This is a genomic window from Streptomyces sp. NPDC050418 (assembly GCF_044458745.1).
GTDB lineage: Bacteria > Actinomycetota > Actinomycetes > Streptomycetales > Streptomycetaceae > Streptomyces.
This window is the reverse complement of the sequence record NZ_JBITIG010000008.1, coordinates 419,342-443,922: the sequence shown is the minus strand read 5'-3', so window position 1 is coordinate 443,922 and position 24,581 is coordinate 419,342. Positions and strand designations below refer to the sequence as shown.

Below are 24,581 nucleotides of genomic sequence, written 5' to 3'. Positions count from 1 at the left end.
TGCGCGACGCCCCGGCCGGGATGGTGTGCTCGGTGCCCATGAGCGAGAACGTGAACGGGTACGTGGCGACCGGCCGCGTCGCCCCGGAGGATGACTTCGCTTCGTGCGCCGGACAGGGTCTTGAGGCTGCTCGGACAGGCACACCCGACGGGGCCGTGTGTGTCGGCCCCGGCGGGTGTGGGTCAGGTGATCGGACCGAAGATCACTTCGGGGTCGAAGTCGGTTTCGGTGGCGTCGAGGACCGCGACCAGTTCGCGCTCCTCGTACTTGAAGTGGGTCTCCATGACCGCCTCGATGCCGTCCAGGTGGCGGTGCACCACCTCGGGATCGGTCGACTCGGTCACGGCCTTCTGCAGACCGCCGATGAGGTGCTCGATCATGTTGTGGTCCGCGCTCAGCTTCGCGATCACCGGCGCCAGGTCGGGGCGGGCCCGCACCAGCTCCGGGAACAGCGCGCCGTCCTCGGCGCGGTGGTGGCCGGAGAGCGCCGCGCAGAAGCCGTGGCAGAACAGCAGCAGGTCGGTGGTGGCCTCGCCGGGCGCACCGCCGTCCAGCCCGGCCCTCGCCAGCGCGAGGGCCGTCCGCAGCTTGCCGTGTACGCGCCGCAGCTCGGCGCCCCACGCGGTGACTCGGTCAGCCGGCACGGACGTCCTCCTGTCCGGTACCGACGTCCGCCCGCCCATTGAGGACGCCCTCGCGGCGCAGCCAGGCGGCGCATGCGGTCGTCCACGAGGCGGTGTGCGGCTCGTGCGCGATGAACTTGTGCGCCGCGCCGCCGTATTCGACGCCGTCGGCCAGTCCGATGCCGTGGCTGCCGCCCGGGTAGATGTGCAGTTCCACCGGAACCGCGGCGGCGGCCAGGGCCCGGGTCCATTCGAGGGCGTTCGGCAGGCCCGGCGGATCCTGGGCGGTGGCCCACACGAACGTCGGGCACACCGATGCGTCCACGTGCTTGGCCGGGGACAGCTCGTCCTTGAGGGGCAGCAGATCGCCCAGCAGGTTCGCCACCACCGGCGGCGGCAACAGGTCGAGGTCGGCGAGCGCGTAGGCAAGGATCGCGAAGTCCGGCCGGGGCGGGTCGACGACCCCCTCCTCGATGGTCAGGACCCGGCCGGTCATCAGCAGACCGGCAAGCTGGCCGCCGGCGCTGGAACCGATGACGCCGATCCGGTCGGTGTCGATCTCGACACCGGGACCGTGGTCGCCCTTACGGAGGTGGTCGAGAGCGGCCCGGGCGTCTTCGAGCGGGGCCGGAAAACGCTCCGGCAGCAACCGGTACGAGAGGACGAAGGCGTGGATGCCGAGGCCGGACAGCCAGCGGGCATAGCCTTCGCCCTCGTGCGGCGGGAGCTCCCTGAACCCTCCGCCGGGCAGGACGAGAACGGCGGGCCGTGGCCCCTGATACCGGTCATCCGCGGGGTAGTGCGTGAGCTTCTGTGCGATGGGGGCGGGTATGGCCGTGGCCACCTTTCGATTCGGCGCCTCCATGCCTGACGTTTCCTCCGCCACCGGCACGCGACGCTGCGCGACAGCGTAATCGCCAAGATCGTCGGTGTCAGGGGGTTTCGGCGAGGCGCTCGACGGGTCGGCGCCCACGGCTCGGGAGCGTGAACTGCCGGGTGTGCGGGGTGGGTTGGTGCGGTACAACGGATTGGCGCCGTCCGGCGGGTCCGGCATGTGCCACCGGCTCGGGCCCGTACGGCGGCTCCGTCCCCCTTCCCCTCAGCGTCAACCTCCCCCGGCCGGCCTCCATCCCGCCTCGCCCCGGATCCGCTTCGTCCGACCCCAGGCTGCCAGGACCGCCAGGACCGCCAGGGCATCGGGAGGCGTGGGCGTCCGAGGGTCCACGGCGGTGCGTCGGCGCCAATCGTCGGCTATGGCGAGGTCGTCCGCGGTCCAGGGCTCCGGCTCCGCCACCTCGGCCAGTCTCCGCAATTAGCGGGCGTACCGCGCAGACTCGGCCGGTTCCGGGCCGTCGGGATCAAGGTCCGCTCCCCCACGGGCCGACGACCGCGCGCCGGCCGCGGGCCCACGCCTCCCGGAACGGACCCGTTCAACCCCTCCCCCAAGCGGTCCGACGCATCACCTGCCGCAGCAGCGCTCACTCACTCCCCTCAATCGCGCCCTTCCTGCGCAGCAGGAACACGACCAGGCCGCCCAGCACCAGGAACCCCACCGCGACCCCCGCGATCACCGGCGTGGCGTCGGAGCTTCCCGTCTCGGCCAGATCGTGGCCCGTGCCCGACGCACCCCCGGCCGTGGCGGGACTCGGGGCGGACTGGGGGGCTATGTCATTGCCCTCGGTGGCCGCGGTCTTCGTGGCGCAGTCGAGGACGCCCGTGAAGCGCTCCTCGAAGCCGCCCGTGCCCGTGACGGTGAAGTCGTAGGCCTGGTCCTCCTGCAGCGGGATCGTGACCGTGCGCTGCGCGCCCGCCGCGATCGTGTGCTCGGAGTCCATCAGCGAGAACGTGAAGTCCTCGTCGCCCTCGTTGCGGGCGGTGATGTCCACCCCGCCCTTGGCGCAGTTGCGCTCGGCGAAGAGCGCCGGGATCGGGCCCTTCTCCGCCCAGTTGACCGTGGCGCTCGCCGACACCGTCGACTCGCTCGAGCCGGCCACGATCTGCGTCTGGCTCCGCGTCTCCGCGACGAAGGCCCGGCCGACCGGCACGCTCGTCGACGCCTGCACCGTGAGCTCCGCCGAACCCGCCGCACCCTTCGGCACGTCGAAGTACAGCTCGCTGCCGTCGGCCGCCGACGTGACCGGCCTGCCGTCCGCGCCGACGACCTTCACTCCGCTCGCCGCCGCGTCGACCGGCGGGCTCACCGTCACGCTGCGCGCGCCGGTCCGCACCGTGACCGGGCCGACCCGCTCGCCGGACTTCCCGGAGACCGCCGGCGGGTCCAGGACCAGGGACGCCTTCGGCTCCCCCACGCCCCGCGCCTGCCGCGCCGCCTTCTCCAGGTGGTCCGCGAGCCGCTCCGCCTGCGGATCGGTCGCGGACACGTCCGCGCCGTCCGAGAACCGCCAGATCGCGACCTGTGTGCCGGCCGCCGCGTCCGCCTCGGTCAGCCCCTTCGCGTTCGCCTTGCGGGCCAGCTCCGCCAGATCGTTCACCTGCGGATACGAGTTCCGCAGGATCCAGTGGATCCTCCCCGCGTCCCGGTTGGCGTGCAACGAGGTCGCGCTCCAGGACGTCTCGCGGTACGTGGCGTCCTGCTGGGTCGGGTTGTCGATGTCGATGCAGTACGTCTTGATCATGCCGCCGCCGTCGACGGACATCTCGAAGAGCCCGGCCGGTATCTGCCACTCGGCACCGTCCGCGCGGACGACCGCCTGGCCGTAGGTCTCCAGACCGCCGAGCGTGGCGGCCGCACCGCCCGGCAGCTGCGGCGCCTCATCGGCGGCCGCCGGGCCCGCGGCCGCGAGCGCGCCGGCCATGACGAGACCGGGGACGAGCAGCCCCGGCGCCGTCCGCGTCACCGCGAGGCGGGCGGCGCCCCTGCCACGGGCCAGACCGCGTACAAGTCCGAGTACGGCTGCGCGTACAACGGACGACGAGCACGAAGAAAACACGAACTTCCCCTCCGGGCGGAACCCATGAACACCTGACCCCACGACCACGTGGGGCGGGACGGTCCCGCCAGCACACCCAACTCAACAGCCCCGTGAGCTACGCCCGGCATCCTAGGGACGCGCGCCATCACGGATCCCGATCATGCGGTCCCATCGGCCTACTGACGCGTAATCGTTATCGCCGGTCAGGCAGAGGCCGACGGGTCCGGCGGAGGGCCGGTGCAGGTCCTGTGAACGCCCCGGCCGCTCCGCCCCGCAGGCCTCAGAAGACGGGCTCCGGCTCACGGTCCGGCAGGAACCCCGGCTGCGCACCCCCGACTTCACCGCCCGGATCCCGTTCGAACTGCGGTTCCGTACCCCGGCCGCCCTGCCCGGCCCCCGCTCCCCCGCCGCCGCCCGGACGCTCCACGAGTGACGTGTTGGCCCGCGACACCCGGCGGAACGCGGCCGTGCCCCGCGACAGGTCGTGCCCGAGCGCGACGGCCTCGATGTCCACGCCGAGCAAGGACTGGTTCCCTGGCGTCCCGTTGTCCTGACGGACTTTCAATTTGCCGTGCACCACGACGGGATCACCCACCCCGACCGATGAGGCGATGTTCTCCGCGAGGGAGCGCCAGGCGAACACCGTGAGGAAGTTCGTGTGCCCGTCCCGCCACGCCTGCGTCGAGCGGTCGTAGAGCCGTGAGGTCGACGCGAGCCGGAACCTGACCATCGGTCCGCCCGCCGTGATCCGCGACAACGGCTCCGTGGCCACGTTCCCCACGATCGTCACCAAGGTCTCGTTCATCTCGATCTACCTCCCCCTGTGCGCCGGTCCGCGCACGACATGCCGACGGGCCCGTCCCGTACGGCTGCGGCGAAGACCGTGGCGCTCCGCCGCGATCCCAGCTTCCGCCGAACGGCACGAGCCCGCTCGAGCCTGTGGACTACCGACCGGTTGTGGACAACTCCGTCACCCTCCCGAGGGCGGCACCGGCGGACCCGCCGACGGACCCGCCCGCCGCACTGCCCACCGCGAACGCCCCGGTCACCGGCCCCAGCACCCCGGATCCGGCCCCGGACCCCATGGGCGGCACGCCTCCGCCGAGCACCCTCACGTACTGCTCCCTGACCTCCCGGTACCGCAACAGCTCCGCCGCGACCGGATCGAGCACGCGCTGCCGCCCGCACGCCGCGGCCGCCTCCCGCAGGGACCGTTCGGCCTCCTGTCCGTACCGCCGTGCGGGCCCGCGCGCCGCCATCCGGCACGCCCACTCCACACAGGGTCCGCCCACGATGCCCGCCACCATCAGGAGCACCGGAGCGATCAGGTTGGGCTCGGCGACCCCGACGACCTGCCCGAACAGCCAGAGTCCGCCCACCACTTGGAGCAGTGTCATCAGCGCCTGCACGAGCACGGCCATCGGCCACCAGCCGGGCCGCGGGGGCTTGCGCGCAGGCTGCCCCGCGTCGGCCGCGAGCTCGTCGAGCGCCTCCGGCAGCCCTTCGCCGCCGCGCGCCGCGGCGTCCCGTACCGCATGCGCCCAGGGCGCCGGAAGCCCGGACACCGCTTCGTCGCCGACCGTGCGCACCGCCTGCTCCACGCGCTGGCGCGCGGTCGCCTCCTCGTCCACGGGCGCCGATTCGGCCTGTACGGAGGTGGGTCCGGTGCGCTGCGCCTCGTACCAGCGCCACAACCGCAGCCACGGCGTCCCGCACGCCTTGTTCGCGCCACGCCGCCAGGCCCGCTCGGCCGCCTCGCCCGCGGCTCCCGCGCCGACCGCCTCGGCCAGCCGGTCCGCGAACTCCTCGCGTGCCCGCTCGCTCAGGCCGACCCGCCGGCCCGGCGAGTACACGGGCTTGAGCTTGGCGGCCGCCGCGTCCAGATCGGCCGCGATACGGCGGGCCGCCGCCCCGCGCTCGTCGACGAACTGACCGAGCGCGTCGCGCAGTTCACCGACGCCTTCGCCGGTCAGCGCGGAGAGCGCGAGCACGGTGGCGCCCGGCTCCCCGTGCTCGCCGAGCGCGATTCCGTCCTCGTCGAGCAGCCGCCGCAGGTCGTCGAGGACCAGGTCGGCGCTGTCCCCGGGCAGCCGGTCGGTCTGGTTGAGGACGACGAAGGTGACCTCCGCGTGGCCCGCGAGCGGCCGCAGATAGCGCTCGTGCAGCACGGCATCCGCGTACTTCTCGGGGTCCACGACCCAGATCACGGCGTCGACCAGGCCCAGCATCCGCTCCACATGCTCGCGGTGTTCGAGCGCGGCGGAGTCGTGGTCGGGCAGATCGATCAGGACGAGACCGGCGAGGCGCGGGTCGGGGTCGGGGCCCTGCAGCGGCCGGCGCCGCAGCCGCCCCGGGATGCTCAGCCGGTCAAGGAGGGCCGCCGCACCGTCGGACCAGCTGCAGGCCAGCGGCGCCGCGGTGGTCGGGCGGCGCACGCCCGTGTCCGAAATGGCCACCCCGGCCAGCGCGTTGAACAGCGTCGACTTCCCGCTCCCGGTCGCCCCGGCCACGGCCACCACGGTGTGCCGCTCGGAGAGACCGCGGCGTGCGGCCGCCTGGTCGAGCACCCGCCCGGCCTCGGCCAGCGTCCCGCCGTCGAGCCGGGTACGGGACAGCCCGACGAGTTCACGCAACGCGTCGAGCCGTGCCTTGAGCGCCGCGTCGTACGTCAACCCGCGCGGGCGTGAGTCCTCCTCACGCGCCGTACGCACCTCCTCCTCCACGAAACGGCGCGCGATCAGCCCGTCGTCCCACGCGCTCTCCTCCGCCTCTTCTGCCCCGTCCGCCCCGTTCGCCGTGTCGATCTCGGGGGACTCGGGCGCGGGCTCCTGCCCGCCGGAGCCGGTGTGGTCAGTGACGGCGGTCATCGCGGTCACCTCTCCTTCTGCAGTACGGACAGGGCGGCGATCAACTCGGCCTGGGGATCCGGATGGACGTCGAGGGAGTCGAGGGGGGCCAGGCGCCGGTCCCGTTCGGCCTTGAGCGCCTTCTCCACGTACGAGGTGAGAAGCCGGCCGCCGCGGTCCCGCAGCCGGAGCGCGCCCTGCGCCCCGATCCGCTCGGCCAGCGCCTCCCCCGCGCCGCGCGCCCGCCGCCCGCCGAGCAGCGCGGTCGCGAGCAGCGCGGCGACGGCCTCGGGGTCGGGCGGGTTCTCGTTGGCACGCAGCTCGTCCTCCACGTACTCCTCCAGCACCCGCCGCCACCTGCGGACGCACAGCCCGACGCGGTGCTCGGCGCCCTCTCCGTCGGGGGCGCGGACGGTCAGTTCGGCGGCGGCCGGCTCGCGCTGCCAGCCGTCGTCGATGCGCCGGTCGGCGGCCGAGACGGCGCAGACGAGGACAGTTCCCAGGCTCTCCACCACGGCGTCGAGCAGCTCGCCCGCGGTGCAGTCCAGCGGATAGGCGCGCCACCGCGCGAGCGCCCCGCCGGCCAGCACCGCCCCGGCCTGCAGGCGCCCGCGCACCCGCGTCTGCTCGTTCTCGTACGCCTCGTCGACCACGGTCGTCAGCCGCACCGCGGCCGCGTGCTGCGCTGCGACGGCCCCGGCGAGCTCGGGCATCCGCGCGTTCAGCGAGTCCAGCAAGCCCGTCGCCGTACGGCTGAGAGCGAAGGCCCTGGCCTGTTCATCCTGTACGCGATGGGTGAGCCAGGCGCGCAGCGGAGCCACGGCCGTGGCCGGCAACAGCCCGCCCCCACCGGTCGATTCGGGCAGCTCGGGCACCGTGAACCGCGGCACATCACCGAGCCCGGCCTTCGCGAGCAGCGCGCCGTACTGCCGCGACACCTCGGCCACGACCTGATGCGGTACGCGATCGAGGACGCTCACCAGCGTGGCGTCGTACTCCTTGGCGGTGCGCAGCAGATGCCACGGCACGGCGTCGGCGTACCGCGCGGCGGTCGTCACCATCACCCACACGTCGGCGGCACTGATCAACTCGGCCGCGAGCACCCGGTTTTCGGCGATCAGCGAATCGATGTCCGGCGCGTCCAGAAGCGCGAGCCCCTTCGGCAGCGTGCCCGCGGTCTCGACCCGGAGCGCCCGCTCCCCCTTCCTGACCGCGGCGCCGTCACCTTCCGCCGCCCAGACCCGCGTGAGCTCCGGCAGCACGCGCAGTCCGGCGAACCAGTGGTGATCGTCGGGATGGCACACGAGCACCGGGGTACGCGTGGTGGGACGCAACACCCCCGCCTCGCTCACCTGCCGCCCCACCAGCGAGTTCACCAGCGTGGACTTGCCGGCACCGGTGGACCCGCCGATGACGACGAGCAGCGGCGCTTCGGGCTGCTTGAGACGGGGCACCAGATAGTCGTCGAGCTGCGCGAGCAGCTCCTCCCGGTTCACCCGCGCCCGTGGCGCCCCTGGCAGCGGAAGCGGAAAGCGCGCGGCGGCGACACGGTCGCGCAGGGCGGAGAGTGCGTCGAGCAGCTGAGGCCGTACGTCCAAGGTCACCACATGCGAAGAATGCCCAATATTGTTGCTTTTCTGAAGGATATGGCCCCTTCTGCGCGCCGATGGTCGTCTGATCAACACGATTCGCGCACGCGCGGACCACCGTGACGTGTGGGGCGCAGGCATAACGAGTGCACAACACCCGGGGCGTGAGGTGCCAAAAGCGCTGCACGATTCGCACCTGCCTGCGATTATCAGAAACCGCTTCACTCAAACTCCACATCGAGCCACGGAGCGAAGCGCGCGGGACAAGGGGCGGCGACCCCTATCCTTGTCCCCGGCAAGGTCACGGATCACCCCCCAGTCCGCCGACCAGGCCACCGGCCACACACCGGCCCCCGTAGCTCAGTGGATAGAGCAGGCGCCTTCTAAGCGCTTGGCCGCAGGTTCGAGTCCTGCCGGGGGCGCCACCCAATGGCTCCGCTTCGGTGGGGCCTTTTTGCTGGTCAGGGGCATGATGCGCGTGCGGCTGCCCGGTCGACGGACCGGGATTCGACCGAGGCAGGAGTCCGGCTGGGCACGGTTCCAGACGGGTTTTGGCGGGTGTTCTTCCCGAAAACTTCCCGAAGTTTCGGTGCGCTCTCTCGGGCGCACGGCGGGCCCCCGTGCCCATACCCGATGCGCCGGAGCGCAGCCAGGACACTGTCGGCCGTGCCGGTTGTCAGTGGCACGCGTCACCATGGACACGTGAGCATTGATATCCCTTGGGCCCGCGCCGAGTTGGCCGAGTTCCTGAAGCTGACCGAGCTGTACCGTCCGGCCGACCCGCCCGGCGTCGTCAGCTTCACCACCAGGCTGAGCAACCGTGGCAAGGACGCCGAGATTCATGCCAGCGCCCACGTGGTGGAGAAGATCCTCGACCGCGTCCTGCCTCGGTGGCGCGCGGAGGTTCCTTCCGCCCGCAACAGGGACGTCAATCGATGGTGCCAGCACCGCGAGGCCGCACAGCGTGCCGACGCCGCACTCCAGCGCGACGCCGAGATTCGCGAGCGGCTCGGTGACGACGCCCCGCAGCTCAGCGCGGCAACCATGCATCCATGGGTGTGGAGTGGTGCCCGGTCTTTGTGGCAGAGCGGCCATTTCCGTGAGGCCGTGACGGCTGCCGCCAAGAAGGTCAACGCGGAGACGCAGAACAAGGTCGGCCGCCGTGACACCAGCGAAACGCCCTTGTTCCAAAGCGCTTTCTCCAAGGACGACCCCAAGCCAGGACAGCCGCGTCTACGACTCATGCCCAACGATGGCAGTGACACCTTCAAAAGCCTTCAGCGCGGTGCCGCTGCCTTCGCGGAGGGCTGTTTCGCCGGGATCCGGAATCCGAACAGTCACGAGGACGGCCTGCCCGAGCTCGCCGAGAACGTGGCGCTGGAGCAACTGGCGGCATTCAGTGTGCTGGCCCGGTGGGTGGACACTGCCGACCTCGCGACCTGATCGGTCTCGCGCACCTGCATCTGGTGAGACCCGCCCGGCTACTTCGTAGCGCCCTGGGCGAAGCCGTTGTAGATGTAGCGCTGCAGGAAGAGGAAGACCAGCAGGGTCGGCACGATCACCAGGATCGCGCCGGCCGAGATGTTCTCCCAGTGCGCGCCGAACGGGCCCTTGAAGCGGAACAGCGCGGTGGAAATCGTCCCCTTGTCCTCGGACGGCATGTAGAGGAAGGGGATGTAGAAGTCGTTGTACGTCGTGATGCCCTTGACGATGACGACGGTGGCGATCGCCGGCTTGAGCAGCGGCAGGATGATCTTGCGGTAGATGGTGAACGTGTTCGCGCCGTCCAGCCGGGCCGCCTCGTCCAGCGACGTCGGAATGCCACGGATGAACTGCAGGAAAATGTAGATCGACACGATGTCGGTGCCCATGTAGAGCAGGATCGGCGCCCAGCGCGTGTCCACCAGGCCGAAGCTGTTGACCACTTGGAAGGTCGCCACCTGCGTCGTCACACCAGGCACCAGCGTGGCGATCAGGAACAGGGCCATGACCGTCTTCTTCAGGCGGAAGTCGAACCGGTCGATCGCGTACGCCGTCATCGAACCGATCAGCACGGTGCCGGCGATCGAGAACAGCAGGATGAACGCCGTGTTCCCGAAGGCCGCGAGCATCTTGCCGTCGTTGAAGGCGGTCACGTAGTTGGAGAAGTTGAGCCAGTCGCCGGGCAGGCTCAACGCCCCGCCCTCGGCCACCTCACCGGACGTCTTCAGTGAGGTGAGGAAGACGACGGTCAGCGGGACCAGGACCACGAGCGAGGCGACGACCAACGAGAGATACGTCAGGACGCTGCCCACGCGGGGCGGTCGCAGGGCGCTGCGGGTGCGCCGGTCAGGGGTCAGCGTGGTCATACGAGGTCCACCTTGTCGTCGGGCACGAGCCGCCGCTGGATCCAGGTGACGAGCAGGATGATCAGGAGCAGCACGACGGCACAGGCCGAAGCCAGGCCCGTCTTGTTGAACTGGAAGGCGAGCTTCACCGTCTGGATGACGAAGGTCTGCGTGCCGGTGGCGCCGCCGGTCATGATGTACGGGATCTCGAAGACGGCCAGCGAGCCGGAGATCGCGAGGATGACGCTGAGGCTCAGTACGGGCCGGATGCTCGGCGCGATGATGTGCCTGAACTGCTGCCAGCGGCTGGCGCCGTCGAGCTGGGCCGCTTCGTAGAGCTCACCAGGGATGGACTGGATCGCGCCGAGGAAGAGCACGAAGTTCAGCCCGGTGAAGCGCCATACGGACACACCAGCGAGCGAGCTGTTGGCGGACTCCGGATCGCCGAGCCAGGCATGGTCGCCGCCGACGCCGAACCAGCCGAGTACCGCGTCGAGGGTGCCGCCGTCCTGGAAGAAATACAGGAACACGAAACCGATGGCGACGCCGTTGATCAGGTAGGGGAAGAAGAGGATCCCCTTGAAGAAGTTACGGAACCGCAGGTCGAAGCTGAGGACCGTGGCGAAGTAGAGCGCGATCACGATCTGCACGGCGGACGCCGCAAGGTAGTAGAAGCTGACGAAGAACACTCGGAACAGCTCGGGCCGGGTGAACAGTTGGGTGTAGTTGTCCAGGCCGGTGAAGTTCCGGTCCGGGCTCACGCCGTCCCAGTCCGTGAAGCTGTAATAGATCATGTTGCCCACGGGGACGTACGTGAACGTGATCAGCAGCGCCAGCGGTGCCAGCAGGAACAGCCACGGCGTGATCCGCCGCAGCGGGTGATCACGCCAGGATCGGGTGGGCGGGGTGGTGCGCCGCGCCTGTCGCCGGGGCATCCGGGCTACGGGCCGTGGGTGCGCGGGCGGTGCTTTGGACGTGGTGTGGGTCATGGTCGGACGGCCTCTCGTGATCCGCTTCGAGCGTCGTGCGGGCGGGTGCCCGGCCCGTCATGCAGGCCGGGCACCCGCGCTGGCGTCCGATTCAGCTGCCGGCGATCGCGGCCGCATCAGCCCAGCGCTTGTCCAGTTCGTCGAAGTAGTCCTGCAAGGACCCCTTCTGCGCGCCGCGGGCGATGTCGATCAGCTTCTGTCGGTAGTCCGGCTTGGCGAGGCCGATCTCGGAGGCGTTGTCGATGGCATTGACCTGCTCCGTCTTGGCCTCGGAGCGCTCGATGAAGCTGACATCGTTGTCCTCGAACGGCTGGACCACGTCCGGAAGGTTCATGGACTTGAGCGCCGGGACCCCGCCCTCCTTCTCGGCGAACCCGGACTTCTCGGTGAACCAGTCGATCCACGCCCGTGCGGCGGGCTTGTTCTCCGAGTGGGTGTTCACGGCGAGCTGGTAGTCGGAGAGCATCGTCGCGCAGAACTTGCCGTCCTTCTGCGCGGGGAAGGGCATGAAGCCGATGTCATCCGGGTTCCCTCCGGCCTTGGTGGCGGCGTCGCGCATCTGGTTCACGGCCCAGGAGCCGAGCAGCATGCTGCTGATCTTCCCCTTGGCAAGGTCCGTCTTGGAGGTCTCCCAGTTGGTGGTGGCGGGATCCTTCTCGGACAGGCCCCCGTGGACGATGCCGTGGAGGAGGCCGTCGATGACGTTGAGGTCGCTCCCCTTGGCCCACGGCTTGTCGGATCCGGCGAGCTCGTCCGAGGCAGCCTCGTCGCAGCTGATGGAGCCGATGCTGTTGGTCCAGGGGCTGCTCAGCGGCCAGCCATCCTTGAAGTTGGTGTAGTACGGCGTGGCGCCGGTCTCCGCCTTGATCTGCTTCAGGTCGGCGAGGAACTCCTCGGGGGTGGTGGGCCAGTCGGTGATGCCGGCCTTCTCCCAAACCGCCTTGTTGTAGACGAGACCGTTGACGGTGCCGAAGTTGGCTATGCCGTACGTCTTTCCCTTCACATCGGTCTTCCCGGTGAAGCGGTACTTGGACTCCATGTCCTTGGTGTCGCCGAGCGGCGCGAAGAACTTCGGATAGTCGCCCTTGGCGACCACCGAGGGGATCAGCAGGACGTCCCCGTAGTTATCGGTGTTCATCCGGATCTTGACCTCCCCCTCGTAGTCCGTGAGGCCCTGGAACTTCACCGTCACCTTGGGATAGGTCTTCTTGAACTCGGCCGCATACTTCTTCATCGTGCCGTCCTGCACGAGATCGGTGCGATTGGTCAGCACCGTTATCGTGCCCGACACCTTCTCCGGGTCCTTGGGAGCGGTGGCCGCTTCCCCGGACGAGGCTCCTCCGCCACCACCACACCCCGCGACGGTCAGCAGCGCGGTGGCAAGCAGCACCGCGCTCAGCGGCTTCCTCCTCATGTGCCCAACTCCTTCCAAGGGTTACGGCTCAGGCCCCAGCGGCTGACCGCACTATGTCAGCGATATCTGAACCGGTAAAGTGTTGATTTCCAGCGCGATACGCAATCGTTACCGCCGAGCCCGGGGCCGATCGGCCAGCACCCTCCTCCATCTGCACTCTTGTGTTCAGCCCTGATCGCTTCTGGGGACTGGACCGGTTAATCAACGGGAGGTTAAGTTGACCGATGTCACCCAGACCAGGGCCTGCGCCTGTCCGATAGGAGCCGCTGATGAAGGACGTCGTCCAGCTGACCGAAGGCTGGGAACTCGGCCACGAAGGGACCCGGCTCGACGCCCGCGTCCCCGGCTGCGTCCACACCGATCTGCTCGCCGCGGGCCTCATCCCCGACCCCTTCATCGGTGCGAACGAGCGGGACGTGGCCTGGGTCGGACACAAGTCCTGGACCTACACGCGCCAGTTGGGCGGCGAGCAGGATCAAAGCGCGATACGGCATGAGCGCACCGACCTGGTCTTCGACGGCCTGGACACGGCCGCACTCATCACGCTGGACGGTGACGAGCTGGGCCGGACGCGCAACATGCACCGCTCCTACCGCTTCGATGTCACCGACCGCAGCGGCGAGTTGAGCGTCACCTTCACCTCCGCCTACGAAGAGGCCGAATCCGTACGCCGGTTGACCGGTGACCGTCCCAACGTCTATCCCGAGCCCTTCCAGTACATCCGCAAGATGGCGGCCAACTTCGGCTGGGACTGGGGTCCGACCGTGGTCACCGCGGGCATGTGGCGACCGGTCCGTCTTGAACGCTGGTCCACGGCCCGTATCGCACAGGTGCGTCCACTGGTCACCGTCGATGCGACCCGCGGCCGGGTCGAGCTGCGCATCGACATCGAGCGCACCGCCGCCGGCGCAGGCCGGCCGCTGGCCGTGCACGCGACAGTTGCGGGCACGAGCGTGCGGGCGGACCTCGGCGGTGACTACGCCACAGTCGTTCTCGATGTGCCCGACGTGGGACTTTGGTGGCCGCGCGGATACGGTCAGCAGCCTTTGTACGACGTGGAGTTGACGCTGCTCGACGGCGAACAGCCGCTGGACGCGTGGCGGCGGCGGGTGGGATTCCGCACCATCGAGCTGGATCGCGGCACCGATGCGCATGGCACCGGCTTCACCTTCGTCGTCAACGGCGAGCGGATCTTCGTACGTGGAGTGAACTGGATTCCCGACGACGTGCTGCCGTCCCGTATCACCCCCGAGCGCTACCGCCACCGACTGGAGCAGACGGCTGCAGCCAACGTCGACCTTGTCCGCATTTGGGGTGGCGGCATCTATGAGGACGAAGCGTTCTACGACGCGTGCGACGAACTCGGCCTGATGGTCTGGCAGGACTTCTTGTTCGCATGCGCCGCCTACCCCGAGGAACAGCCGCTGCGCGGGGAGGTAGAGGCCGAGGCCCGCGAGAACGTCGTACGCCTCATGCCGCACCCCAGCCTCGTGCTGTGGAACGGCAACAACGAGAACCTGTGGGGCTTTCGCGACTGGGACTGGGAGCAGCCGCTTGCCGGCGACTCCTGGGGCGAGGGCTACTACCTGGGAGTGCTCCCCCGGGTGGTCGCCGAGCTCGACCCGACGCGCGCGTACAGCGCGGGCAGCCCGTGGTCGGGCTCCTGGGACCACCATCCCAACGACCCGGACCACGGCACGTACCACTCGTGGGAGGTGTGGAACCGGCAGGACTACACCGAGTACCTCGCGAACGTGCCTCGTTTCGTCTCGGAATTCGGCTGGCAGGCACCCCCGGCACTGGCCACCCTGCGCCGCGCACTGCCCGGCGAGAAGCTCGCGCCCGACTCTCCCGGGATGCTGCACCACCAGAAGGCCGAAGACGGCAACGGCAAGCTGAACCGTGGCATCGCCCGCCATTTCACCCTGCCCGAGGGCGACTTCGATCGCTGGCACTATCTCGCCCAGGTCGTCCAGGCGCGCGCCGTCGCCACCGGAATCGAGCACTGGCGCGCCCACTGGCCGCGCTGCGCGGGCACCGTGGTCTGGCAGATCAACGACTGCTGGCCGGTCAGCTCCTGGTCGGCGATCGACGGCGACGGCCGCCTCAAGCCGCTCCACCACGAACTGCGCCGCGTCTACGCCGACCGGCTGCTCACCCTGCACCCGGGCGCCGACGGCCCCGAACTCACCTTGTCCAACCTGGGAGCCGAGCCGTGGGCCACCGACGTCACCCTGCGGCTGCTGCGGACCGACGGCACCCTGTCCGCCCGCCTCTCCCTGCATCTGACCGTGCCGGCACGCGAGGTGCTGCGTCTGCCGGTGCCCCCGGAGGTCCGGGCAGCCACCGGCGCCACGAAGGAGTACCTGGTGGCCGACGCCGATGACCTGAGGGCCGTCCATCTCCCCGTAAGAGACAAGGAGTTCGGCTACCCCGTGCCGCGCTTCGAGATCGCTGTGGAGACCGTGGGCGGCGATCCGGACACCGTCGACGTGGTGGTGAGCGCGCACACGCTCGTACGCGATCTGCTGCTCCAGGCCGACCGCATCGCCCCGCAGGCGACGGCCGACCGGGGCCTGATCACCCTGCTGCCGGGCGAACGGGTCCGCATCCGAGTGCACGGGGTCGCGGGCGCGGGTGCGAACGCGATCCGCGCGGCCCTGTTCTGTGTGGAACCGGCGTGAGTACTCCCACCCAGCGCATCACCATCAAGGACGTAGCAGCCGCTGCAGGGGTGTCCAAAGGGGCGGTGTCGATCGCGTTCAACCACAAGCCCGGCCTGTCCGAGGCCACGAGGCAGCGCATCTTCACCGTCGCGCAGGAGCTGGGCTGGGCACCCAACTCCTCCGCCCGGAGTCTGTCGACCCGGCGCACCGACACCATCGGCCTGGCGCTGTGCCGGCCTGCGCGGCTGCTCGGTCTCGAGCCGTTCTACATGGACTTCATCTCGGGCATCGAGAGCGTGCTCGCCGAGCGGTCCTGCTCCCTGTTGCTCCGCCTCGTCAGCACCCTGGACGAGGAGATCGCGCTGCAGGAGACGTGGTGGCGCGAACGGCAGGTCGGCGGGTCGATCCTGGTCGACTTCCACCAGGACGACCCCCGTATCGCACCGCTCAAAGAGCTGGGCATACCGGCGGTGGCGGTCGGCCATCCGGACCTGACCGGGGGGATCGCATCGATATGGACGGACGACGCGGCGGCGGTGTCCGAGGCTGTGCGCTACCTCGCCGCGCTCGGGCACCGGCGCATCGCCCGCGTGGGCGGCCCTGAAGGTCTGGGGCACAGCGCCATCCGCGAGCGGGCCTTCCAGACCAGCCTGCTGGAGTTGGGACTTGCGGCGAGCGCTCCGGTGACCACGGGATTCGCCGGCGAGGAAGGGGCACGCGCGACTCGCTCCCTGCTGCTGCGGGCCGAGCGGCCGACCGCCATCGTCTACGACAACGACATCATGGCCGTCGCCGGTCTCGGAGTAGCCGCGGAGATGGGGGTCTCGGTGCCGGACGAGCTGTCCTTGCTGGCCTGGGACGACTCCCAGCTGTGCCGGCTGACGCATCCTGCGCTGTCCGCGATGAGCCATGACGTGCACGGATTCGGGGCCGAGGTCGCCCGCGAACTGTTCACGGTCATCGCCGGCCGCACCCCGCGGCCCCGGCCGGTCCTGACCCCCTCCCTCACGCCCCGCGGCTCCACCGGCCCGCCCCGCACGGCGTCACGGTGATACGCGGGCGCCCGTGCCAGCGGGCGTGTGGCGTGTCAGCGGGTGTGCGGCGAGCCGGTGCTCGCCCGGGGCACCAGCCGCGCGGCCGGCACCTGGCTATGTGACACGGGCTCCTTGGCGACCGCGGCAAGCAGCGTGCGGGCGGCGTGTGCCCCGTAGGCGCCGATGTCCCGTGTCAGGGCAGTCAGCTGAGGACGCACTGCCCGGGTGAAGGGCGAGTCGTCCCAGGCGACCAGCGACAACTCCCGCGGGACCTGAACGTTCAGCTCCTGTGCGACGGACAGGCCCGCGAGCGCCATGATGTCGTTGTCGTAGATGATCGCCGTGGGGCGTTCGGGGGCAATCAGGAGCGTGCGTGTGGCGCCAGCACCCTGATCGCCGGAGTAGTCGGTGTGCACCACCACGGGCGCGGGCAGGCCCGCCGCCCGGCAGCTGTCCTCGAACGCCGTATCGCGCGCGCTCGTGTGCGCGAGGTGCCGCAGCCCGGCCACCCGAGCGATAGCGCGATGGCCCAGCGCGGCGAGATAGGCGACGGTTTCGTGGATGCTCGCACCGTCGTCGGACCAGACGGAGGGCACGCCGCCGGCCGCCCCTGGCGGTCCGAGAACCACCGCCGGCAGATCCATGGTCTCCAGCGCCGCCACGCGGGCGTCGTCGTCATGCAGATCCACCATGAGGACTCCGTCCACCCGGCCCTCGCCCCACCAGCGGCGGTACAGCTCGATCTCGGCTTCGTGGCTGGTGACGATCTGCAGCATCAACGCGATCGAGCGCGGGGCGAGTTCGGACTCGATGCCCCCGACCAGTTCCATGAAGAACGGCTCGACCCCAAGCGTGCGAGCCGGCCGGCACACGGCAAGGCCCACCGCCCGCGCCTGCGCACCGTTGAGGGCACGCGCGGCGCTGCTCGGGCGCCAACCCACCTCCGCGGCGATCGCCTTGATCCGCGCCCGGGTCTGCTCGGAGACACCGGGCTGGTCGTTGAGCGCGTAGGAGACCGCGACCTTGGAGACCCCCGCCTGGCGCGCGATGTCCGCGATCGTCGGCCTCTTCATGCGCCCTCCTGCTGTACCGGTTCCGCACCTCGGTGGCCGACCTTACCCGTCGGGCACCGAGGTGCGGTCATCCGGTCAACTGAACGAGCAGTCAGGCCGTAGCCGCGCCAGCAGGCGGATCACATCTGGGGCAGCGGCAGGCGGGGCCCACCAGGAACAGCTGTCACGCCACGGCGCACCGGTTGCCGTCGAGAGCGAAGGCCGCCGGTGCGGTGTTGGTGCCGCTGGAGGAGCCGTTGAGCCCGAAGCTCACCGATCCGCCCGCAGGGATCGAGCGGGTCCAGGACTCGGGCGTGATACGGACACGGGCATTGTCCTGGCTCGCCTTCGCGTTCCACACCGAGTTGATCTTCTGCTGACCGGTGAAGGTGAAGTCCAGGTTCCAGCCGTCCATGGTCTGAGCGGAGGTGTTGCGGACCGTGATGTCGGCATTGAAGGAGCTGCCCCAGTCGCTCAGCCGGTAGGTGACCGTGCAGGCGCCGTCATCACCTGGCTCGACGGGGTCGGTGCCCCCGCCGCCGCCGAACACGCCGGCTTCCTTGGCGGTCGCCTTGATCCCGTCGGCCCCGTCGAACAGGCGCTTACCCCAGTCGGTCAGTTGGCTCGCGTCGAAGTTCTGCGCCAGGTCGAGGTACTCGACCCCGCTGCCGTTGCCGCTCCAGGACCAGCCCATGTAGCCGATGCCCCGCGACTGTGCGGTCGCCATGATGGCGTCCTCATCCGGGTTGCCATCGGAGTGCATGTCGCCGAACTCGCCCACGACAATAGGGAGTTTCGCGGCGGTGAACCGCCCCAGGTAGTCACTGACCTCGGCCGGGGTGTCGTAGACCCCGTACATGTGGATGCCGAAGAGAACGTTGCGGTCCGGGTCGGCGGCCAGCACCCCGGCGGCGTTGTCGCGCATGGTGAAGGACCAGTCCTGGCCCCAGTTCGGAGCGTCCACCATCAGCGTGTGGTCAAGGCCGCCTGCACGCAGCCGGCCGATGGCGGCCTTGGTGTCGTCGGTCCAGGCGGTGTAGTTGGTGTTGCCGTAGGGCTCGTTGCCAATGTTGACCAGGACGTACTTCTCCTGGCCGACGAGGGAGTCCTTGATGTCGAGCCAGTAGTCCACCGCCTTTGACAACGATGTCGCAGCCCCGGCCTCGCCATAGCCCGTCGTGTCATGGGCCTCCAGGACACAGATGAGCCGGTTCTGCTTGCACTCGTCGATCACGTGCGCCACGTCGGCGGCGTCGTTCCTGGTCCACTGGTCGCCGGTGCTCAGGACGACCCGTACCGAGTTGGCACCCTTGGCCTTGATGTCCGCGAGAGCCTGGTCGGTGCGGTCGGGATACCAGGTGTGGGCGTGATTGACCCCGCGCATGACGAAGTCCTGGCCACCTGCGTCGAGGAGGCGACCGTCCTGGATGTGGAAGCCGGGGGCTTCGGCGGCCTCGGCGGATGCCGTGGTGCCGAGGAGTGCGGTGCAGGCGGCCAGCAGGCCCGCCGAGGCGAGGGCGGCTCGTGTTCGTCTCATCTACTGCTCCTGGTTCGATCGGTACGCGCCCACCGCGGGCAGCCCAAATCGACTGCCTGGGGTACGCGTTGTCATCAGGGGCGGTGCAGGCCACGCTCCCCCGTCAGCGGGGAGCGTGGCAGTCCGGGCGCATCGGCTGGGCGCCAGGCCGGCCGCCGCCCGGGTAACGCGGCTCGCACGCCGGGCGGCGGCCTGTCCGAGCGGTACGCGGGGAGCCGCCGGCACACCGACCGGTCCGCACGGACACGGGGATGGCGCGCCGGCTTCGGTGCTTCCGCTCGGCGACGGCCACGACACTAGGGGCGCCGATTCGGCTGCACAATACTTTTCACGGAACCGGTTAAGTTTGCATAGCCAGCCCTTGAACTCCCTTGGATGCACCACGCGCAACGCCCCTACGCGGGCAGCCGGACAGGGCCGGAGGTGGTCGGGCCGAAGGGCAGCGCATGCACGGCCGCGGCGGCTCCGACCAGGCCCGCATCCTGCGCGAGGGCCGCAGGCCGTACTTCCAGGCCCCGGACGAAGTCCAGCGCCGCGTAGGCGTCGAGGTGACGCCGCAGCGGCGCGAACAGCACGTCACCGGCCTGCGCGACCCCACCCCCGATGACCGCCACATCGATCTCCACCAACGCGGCGGTGGCAGCTATTGCCGCCGCGAGCGCCTGCCCGGCCCGGTCGAACGCCACCAACGCGGCCCCGTCCCCCTGCCCTGCCGCGACCGCGACCGCTGCCGCCGTCACCTGTACCCCCGGCTCGGGCTCCCAGCCCGCCGCCAACGCCTGCCTGACGATCGCACCCCCGCTGGCCAGCCCCTCGACACAACCTCGGGCCCCGCACGGACAGGAAGAACCGTCGAGGTCCACGCTGATGTGCCCGATGTGCCCCGCGTTGCCGGAACGCCCGGGATGCAGGCGCCCATTGAGCACCAGGCCGCCACCGACCCCCGTGGAGACCACCATGCACAGCGCGTTACCGATGTCGCGCGCGGCACCTTTCCAATGCTCGGCCGCGGCCACCGCCACCGCATCCCCCACCAGCACGGGCAGCGTTCCGGCAGGCAGCATCGAGTGCGCACGCACTTCATCCACCAGCGGAAATCGCCGCCAGGCAGGGATGTTGACCGGGCTGACCGTTCCCTTGCCGCTATCAATCGGGCCGGCGCTGGCGACACCGATGCCGCGGATCGCACTCCATGCCCGGTCACCGGCCAGTTCATCCAGTACGGCACCGACGGCCCTCATCAACACCCCTGCCGACTCGCTTGCGGGAGTGGGCCGCTGAACGCGCCGCACCACACCCCCTTCGGCATCGACGAGCGCCCCGGCGATCTTCGTGCCCCCGATGTCCAGTGCCGCGTACATGACCCTCCCTTTCCGGCACGGGCCAGTCGCCGTGCCGAGCAACGTTGAGAACGCTGGGGGAGAGCATACTTAACCGATTCAGTACGATGGATCGTCTCGGCGTTGCGACGCCTCCTCGCCGGACGCCCGCTGCGCCCCCGCGCGCAGGCAGCGGTGAAGAAGCCTGCACTGCGGGTTGAAGGGGCCGACATCGAGACCGTCAACTCTCCACCACCGGCGACGGGACAAGCGTCGTAGTGGGCCTTCGCAGGGGCCGGGTACATCATGACCAGCGAGGTGACGGCGAGGGTCAGCGAGGCGCCGCGAATCTCGACCGTTGTCGCCGCGCTGCTCGGCATCACCTGACCCGGCGCGCCCGTCCGCTCGGCGAAGCGCTACCCGGGGCCAGAGGCATTCGCACGGCACTTCCAAGAGAAGGAAGCTGCTGTGGGCCCTCAATGCGCTGCTGCAGCTCTGCAAGCTGACCGGTGATGCGCCGCGCGTACGTGGCCAGCAGGATCGGGACGCTGTTGCCCGCCCACTCCGCGACCTGGGCTGGCGGGATCCTGCTGTTGAGCCACGTGGTCAGGCAGGTGTGGCGCAGGTCGTAGACGCGCTTGCCCGTCGGTGACGCGTACTCGTGCTCGGGCAGTACCGCCTCACGGGCCTTGTTCCACGCCCGGCGGAAGACCGAGCCGGCGAGCAGGCCGCCCTTCTCGCCGGGGAAGAGGAGGTCGCCTGGCTTCAGGCCATCCCGCTTGATCAGCTCGCGGAGGACGGCGACGAGCGCGGGGTGGGCCGGTACGACGCGGGTGTCGCCTTCGGCTCGGCCCTTGAGGTGGCGGGTCTCGTGGACCCGGCCGTCGTCGGTCCACTGACTGCCGACCTCGGGTTCGGCTGTGTGGACGAGGAGTTGGCCCCAGTCGGCGGGAGGCAGGGTCGTGGCACTGACGCGCAGGGCGACGGCCTCCTCGGGGCGCAGGCCCGCGTAGTAGAGCGTCGCGAAGAACGCGTGGAGGCGGTAACCCGTGCGCGGGCGGTCGGCGATCCAGGTGAGGAGGCTCGCGACCTGGGCGGGATTGAGCAGGGAGCGCTTGTCGACCGCCTCGGCGACCTTCGGTGTCGCGCCTTCCTCCTTTCCCTTGGGCAGCAGGTTGTTGGTGAGGATCTTCTGTCGGATGGCGTACCTGATCGCGACGTTCAGGATCCGGCGCTCGCGTCTGACCGAGCTGGCGGCGGCCGGGCTGCCGTCGAGTCGGATGGCGAGCGCGTGCAGCACCGCGTCGACGTGCTTGGTGTCCTCCCAGGCCGAGACGGCAAGGGAGTTGCGGCTGATCCACGACAGGATTGTGCGGATTTCGGGCGGGGCCTCGGAGCGGCGGATTTTGTTGAAGGCGTACTCGCGCAGCGCCCTGCGCACGTCGACCGGGTCGAAACGGTCCGGGACGTCGGTACGGAGGAGCGCGAGGGTGGCCTTCGTGAGGGCCTTGGCGGTGTTCTTGCGGTTGTTCGCCGAGATGCGGGGCCACTTCGCGTCGACGTACTGGAGGGCGAACTCGTACGCGGTGAGCTCGGAGGCCGGCCCGGCATGGGAGACCGGCAGTCCGGTCTCCATGTCGAAGGGCTCACCGTTGTTCGCGGCGACCAGCAGCGTCGCGCGGAACGACTCCGCGAGCGCGCTGGTGGCGAACCCCTGGCCGCGGCGCCGGCCGTTGACCGACCAGCGCACGGTGTAGGTGGTCTTGCGCTTCCCCTTGTAGACCTCCGTGTCGTAGAAGCGGACCTTGAAGGACCGGTGGCTCACGCAGCGCCCTCGCAGTCGGTGAGCCAGTTCTCGTAGTCGCTGCGCCGGATACGCAGGGCGCCGTTGGGGATGCGTATGCAGCGCGGGGCGCGGCCCTTCTTCCGCCAGTCGTAGAACGTGGAGCGGGAGATGCGCAGGTCGGCGCAGAACTCCTCGACCGTGAGTTTGTCGGCGGGGCGGCGGGACGGAGTCGTCAAGCGCGGTTCCTTCGGTGCGGGCAGGCAACAGGCAGCCTGGAATCGGGTCAGGGAATTGCCGCAGCGGGATTTCCGCGGCGACATCGATCACTGCCCTGTTGTAGCTCTGGATCCCCGGTTTCGGTAACCGGGGATCCGCTGTTATGTTGCGCGGCTTTGTTGTCAGATTCGCTGCCCGCCGATGGAAAGCGGCGCAACATAGCACGGGATCCCCGGTTGCCGAAATGGCAGCCCATCAGAGGCTCCCGGCCGACAGACCTTCACGCGACGCATGTGGCATGAGCTGCAGTGACGCGAGCCAAAGCCGGTGGCGAATCCGCCGGACAACGAGTGGGCAATTGTCCGGTTTCGACCCGCGAATTCACGAACGATTTCGGCAACCGGGGAACGGGATTTACAGTTTCACTCCCCCTCCAGGGAAGTGTTCGCCGTCAGCTGTGCGCTTTATGCGACGCATTCCTGGACTTACGCGAGCAGGTGTGGCTGTCTTGGTCAGCGCCGGAAAGGCGCTGCCGATCTGGGGGCCCGGCCCCCCAGGCACCCACGCCGAAATCTCCACTTCCTCACTCCTCAGGAGCCGCCGCCCAATGAGCCACGACGCCCGCACCTGGGTCTGGGATCACAGCCACAGCAAAGGAAACGCACGGCTGGTCCTCGCGCTGATCGCCGACCGCTGCCTCGATCGCCACTGCGTCGCGTACGCGTCGGTCCCCGCTCTGATGAAGCGCGCGAACGCGTCGCGCTCCGCCGTGCGGGATGCCCTCAACAAGCTCGCCGAGGACGGCGAGTTGCGGCGCCTGCCTCACCGGAAGGGGCCGCGTGGCGAGACCTACTACCAGCTGCCGGAGGCCGCCCGATACCTCGCAGACCGGGCCGCCGAGGAGGGCCGGATGCCGCCTCTGGAGGGGCCGGAATCCGGCCCGGCCAGTCGGATTGTGACCGGGCCGGAGAACGACCCCCGGGGAGCGGACTCCGACCCCCGGGTGGGCCGGAAATCAGCCCCCTGACGGCACGGATTCCGGCCCCCAGAACAGTAGTGAACTGTCATTGAACGGTAAGGGCAGCAGCTCTGCCGCACTCATCCCCGCCACCGAATGGCAGCCCGACGAAGCCACCGAAGCCTGGCTGGAGCGTGAGGGCCACGCCCGCCGCCTCGGACTGGATGGCCTGCGCGCTGCCGATGACAAGTGGCGCACGTACCGGGCGCCGTGGGCGCCGCGCGTCGCCGCCTCCTGGGGTGCCGACTGGCGCTCCTGGATCGCCCGCGAACACACCCCCACAGCCGACCGCCCTCAGCTGCGTGTCCTGCCCGGCGATGCCGGCACCACGCACACACCCCGCCGCATGACCCGCACCGAGACGTACATGGCCGCCCTCGTGGACGCCGTGAACGGCATGGATGGAATGGAGTAACTGCCCTGGACCGCCGTGAAATTGCCGCCGCACTCGCCTACATCGGCCGACTCGACTCCCGGACCCCGCTGGCCGACCCCGACGAGGTACGCGACCGGGTCGCGCAGTGGCAGGAGCTGCTGAGCGACGTGCCCCTGGTGGTCGGCCAAGACTGGGACGTACGAGGAGTGATACGGGAGCACGTGCTCGCCTCGCCGTATCCGATCCTGCCCGTCGACATAGCGCGTGCGTGGCACGCCTTCAGCCGCGAGCGCCTGCGACGGCACACCGACCCGACGCCGGCCGCGGACCCCGACGACCCCGCCGCATGGCGAGCCGAACTGCTCGCCCGCCGTCGAGCGGTGGCCACCGGCCAAGCGGCGCCCTCGTCGCACCGCCAGCTCACTGGTGGCGGCCCGCATCCCGATGTCGCCGCCCGCCTCGCTGCCATCGGCTCCTACATACCGCCGGACGTACGCGCCGAGCTCGCCCCGTACCGGCCGGCGCGTGCCGCCCGAGAAGCCGCCGTCTCCGCGGGACGGGCCGACGCCCTGAGCGTTCGGTGCGAGTGGTGCCACGCGGCCGAGGGCGAGCTGTGCCGTAGCCGGCGCGTGGGACTCGACGGGCATGCGCGGGGCAACGCGCCCCGCGTGACTCCGCACCCGAGTCGCGTGGACCTTGCCGCAAGGATGACCGCCTCGCGGACGACTGAAGCCGCATGATCACCAACCCGCGCCCCGCAGCTCACCTGAATTCCCACCCCTGTTCCCACACGAAGGAAATCCCTGTTGACGACACCTCCGCATGAGTCCACCTCAACCATCGCGCTCATCGCCTA

General features: G+C 69.9%; 20 protein-coding genes and 1 tRNA gene. 7 read left to right on the top strand and 14 right to left on the bottom strand.

Annotation, left to right across the window (positions count from 1 at the left end; genetic code table 11):
• Positions 1–182 precede the first annotated feature (182 nt).
• From ACIBI4_RS22160 to ACIBI4_RS22135, 6 genes are all read right to left on the bottom strand, one after another.
• Entirely contained in the window at positions 183–644 is a 462-nt protein-coding gene (locus tag ACIBI4_RS22160; RefSeq protein ID WP_399205682.1) for a hemerythrin domain-containing protein, read from the bottom strand.
• Positions 634–1,596: an alpha/beta hydrolase gene (locus ACIBI4_RS22155; protein ID WP_399205681.1), complete on the bottom strand. Its 963-nt coding sequence runs from the start codon at positions 1,594–1,596 to the stop codon at positions 634–636. The genes ACIBI4_RS22160 and ACIBI4_RS22155 overlap by 11 nt, the downstream gene beginning before the upstream one ends.
• 505 nt (positions 1,597–2,101) lie before the next feature.
• Positions 2,102–3,574 (bottom strand): Cys-Gln thioester bond-forming surface protein, encoded by a 1,473-nt coding sequence (locus ACIBI4_RS22150; protein ID WP_399205680.1) that lies wholly within the window; start codon positions 3,572–3,574, stop codon positions 2,102–2,104.
• Between the two features lie 262 nt (positions 3,575–3,836).
• Positions 3,837–4,361 carry a single-stranded DNA-binding protein gene (locus ACIBI4_RS22145; protein WP_399205679.1) on the bottom strand — a complete coding sequence of 175 codons (525 nt, stop codon included), beginning with the start codon at positions 4,359–4,361 and terminating at the stop codon, positions 3,837–3,839.
• Between the two features lie 139 nt (positions 4,362–4,500).
• The gene (locus ACIBI4_RS22140; RefSeq protein ID WP_399205678.1) at positions 4,501–6,423 is read right to left on the bottom strand and encodes a GTPase; all 1,923 of its coding nucleotides are present in this window, start codon (positions 6,421–6,423) and stop codon (positions 4,501–4,503) included.
• Between the two features lie 5 nt (positions 6,424–6,428).
• A complete protein-coding gene (locus ACIBI4_RS22135; protein ID WP_399205677.1) occupies positions 6,429–8,009 on the bottom strand; it encodes a dynamin family protein in 1,581 nt (526 codons plus the stop codon).
• A 331-nt stretch (positions 8,010–8,340) separates the two neighbouring features.
• Here ACIBI4_RS22135 and ACIBI4_RS22130 point away from each other — a divergent pair.
• Both ACIBI4_RS22130 and ACIBI4_RS22125 read left to right on the top strand, forming a co-directional pair.
• Positions 8,341–8,416: transfer RNA gene (locus ACIBI4_RS22130), tRNA-Arg, on the top strand.
• A gap of 277 nt (positions 8,417–8,693) precedes the next feature.
• Positions 8,694–9,434: a TIGR02391 family protein gene (locus tag ACIBI4_RS22125; RefSeq protein ID WP_399205676.1), complete on the top strand. Its 741-nt coding sequence runs from the start codon at positions 8,694–8,696 to the stop codon at positions 9,432–9,434.
• Between the two features lie 38 nt (positions 9,435–9,472).
• Here the strand turns inward: ACIBI4_RS22125 and ACIBI4_RS22120 are convergent, their stop codons facing one another.
• From ACIBI4_RS22120 to ACIBI4_RS22110, 3 genes are all read right to left on the bottom strand, one after another.
• Positions 9,473–10,339, bottom strand: a complete 867-nt coding sequence (locus ACIBI4_RS22120; protein WP_399205675.1) for a carbohydrate ABC transporter permease — start codon at positions 10,337–10,339, stop codon at positions 9,473–9,475.
• On the bottom strand, positions 10,336–11,253 hold the full coding sequence (locus ACIBI4_RS22115; RefSeq protein WP_399205674.1) for a carbohydrate ABC transporter permease: 918 nt from the start codon (positions 11,251–11,253) through the stop codon (positions 10,336–10,338). The genes ACIBI4_RS22120 and ACIBI4_RS22115 overlap by 4 nt, the downstream gene beginning before the upstream one ends.
• A 145-nt stretch (positions 11,254–11,398) precedes the next feature.
• Positions 11,399–12,721 carry an ABC transporter substrate-binding protein gene (locus ACIBI4_RS22110; protein WP_399205673.1) on the bottom strand — a complete coding sequence of 441 codons (1,323 nt, stop codon included), beginning with the start codon at positions 12,719–12,721 and terminating at the stop codon, positions 11,399–11,401.
• 269 nt (positions 12,722–12,990) lie between these two features.
• Between ACIBI4_RS22110 and ACIBI4_RS22105 the strand changes: the two genes are divergently transcribed.
• Together ACIBI4_RS22105 and ACIBI4_RS22100 are read left to right on the top strand one after the other, a co-directional pair.
• Positions 12,991–15,405: a glycoside hydrolase family 2 protein gene (locus ACIBI4_RS22105; RefSeq protein ID WP_399205672.1), complete on the top strand. Its 2,415-nt coding sequence runs from the start codon at positions 12,991–12,993 to the stop codon at positions 15,403–15,405.
• Entirely contained in the window at positions 15,402–16,439 is a 1,038-nt protein-coding gene (locus ACIBI4_RS22100) for a LacI family DNA-binding transcriptional regulator (RefSeq protein ID WP_399205671.1), read from the top strand. The genes ACIBI4_RS22105 and ACIBI4_RS22100 overlap by 4 nt, the downstream gene beginning before the upstream one ends.
• Before the next feature lie 35 nt (positions 16,440–16,474).
• Here the strand turns inward: ACIBI4_RS22100 and ACIBI4_RS22095 are convergent, their stop codons facing one another.
• The 5 genes from ACIBI4_RS22095 to ACIBI4_RS22075 form a co-directional block, all read right to left on the bottom strand.
• Complete coding sequence (locus ACIBI4_RS22095) at positions 16,475–17,494, bottom strand: LacI family DNA-binding transcriptional regulator (protein ID WP_399205670.1); 1,020 nt, start codon at positions 17,492–17,494, stop codon at positions 16,475–16,477.
• Between the two features lie 163 nt (positions 17,495–17,657).
• Positions 17,658–19,010, bottom strand: coding sequence for a cellulase family glycosylhydrolase (locus ACIBI4_RS22090; protein WP_399205669.1), 1,353 nt, complete (start codon positions 19,008–19,010; stop codon positions 17,658–17,660).
• A gap of 395 nt (positions 19,011–19,405) precedes the next feature.
• A complete protein-coding gene (locus tag ACIBI4_RS22085) occupies positions 19,406–20,371 on the bottom strand; it encodes an ROK family protein (RefSeq protein ID WP_399205668.1) in 966 nt (321 codons plus the stop codon).
• A gap of 337 nt (positions 20,372–20,708) precedes the next feature.
• The gene (locus tag ACIBI4_RS22080; protein WP_399205667.1) at positions 20,709–22,154 is read right to left on the bottom strand and encodes a tyrosine-type recombinase/integrase; all 1,446 of its coding nucleotides are present in this window, start codon (positions 22,152–22,154) and stop codon (positions 20,709–20,711) included.
• Positions 22,151–22,351 carry a helix-turn-helix transcriptional regulator gene (locus ACIBI4_RS22075; protein ID WP_399205666.1) on the bottom strand — a complete coding sequence of 67 codons (201 nt, stop codon included), beginning with the start codon at positions 22,349–22,351 and terminating at the stop codon, positions 22,151–22,153. The genes ACIBI4_RS22080 and ACIBI4_RS22075 overlap by 4 nt, the downstream gene beginning before the upstream one ends.
• A gap of 587 nt (positions 22,352–22,938) precedes the next feature.
• Between ACIBI4_RS22075 and ACIBI4_RS22070 the strand changes: the two genes are divergently transcribed.
• Genes ACIBI4_RS22070 through ACIBI4_RS22060 form a run of 3 tightly spaced genes read left to right on the top strand, consistent with a single transcriptional unit; the run spans position 22,939 to position 24,465 of the window.
• Positions 22,939–23,358 (top strand): hypothetical protein, encoded by a 420-nt coding sequence (locus ACIBI4_RS22070; RefSeq protein WP_399205665.1) that lies wholly within the window; start codon positions 22,939–22,941, stop codon positions 23,356–23,358.
• 40 nt (positions 23,359–23,398) lie between these two features.
• Positions 23,399–23,764 (top strand): hypothetical protein, encoded by a 366-nt coding sequence (locus ACIBI4_RS22065; RefSeq protein WP_399205723.1) that lies wholly within the window; start codon positions 23,399–23,401, stop codon positions 23,762–23,764.
• 5 nt (positions 23,765–23,769) lie between these two features.
• The gene (locus ACIBI4_RS22060; protein WP_399205722.1) at positions 23,770–24,465 is read left to right on the top strand and encodes a hypothetical protein; all 696 of its coding nucleotides are present in this window, start codon (positions 23,770–23,772) and stop codon (positions 24,463–24,465) included.
• Positions 24,466–24,581: the final 116 nt, after the last annotated feature.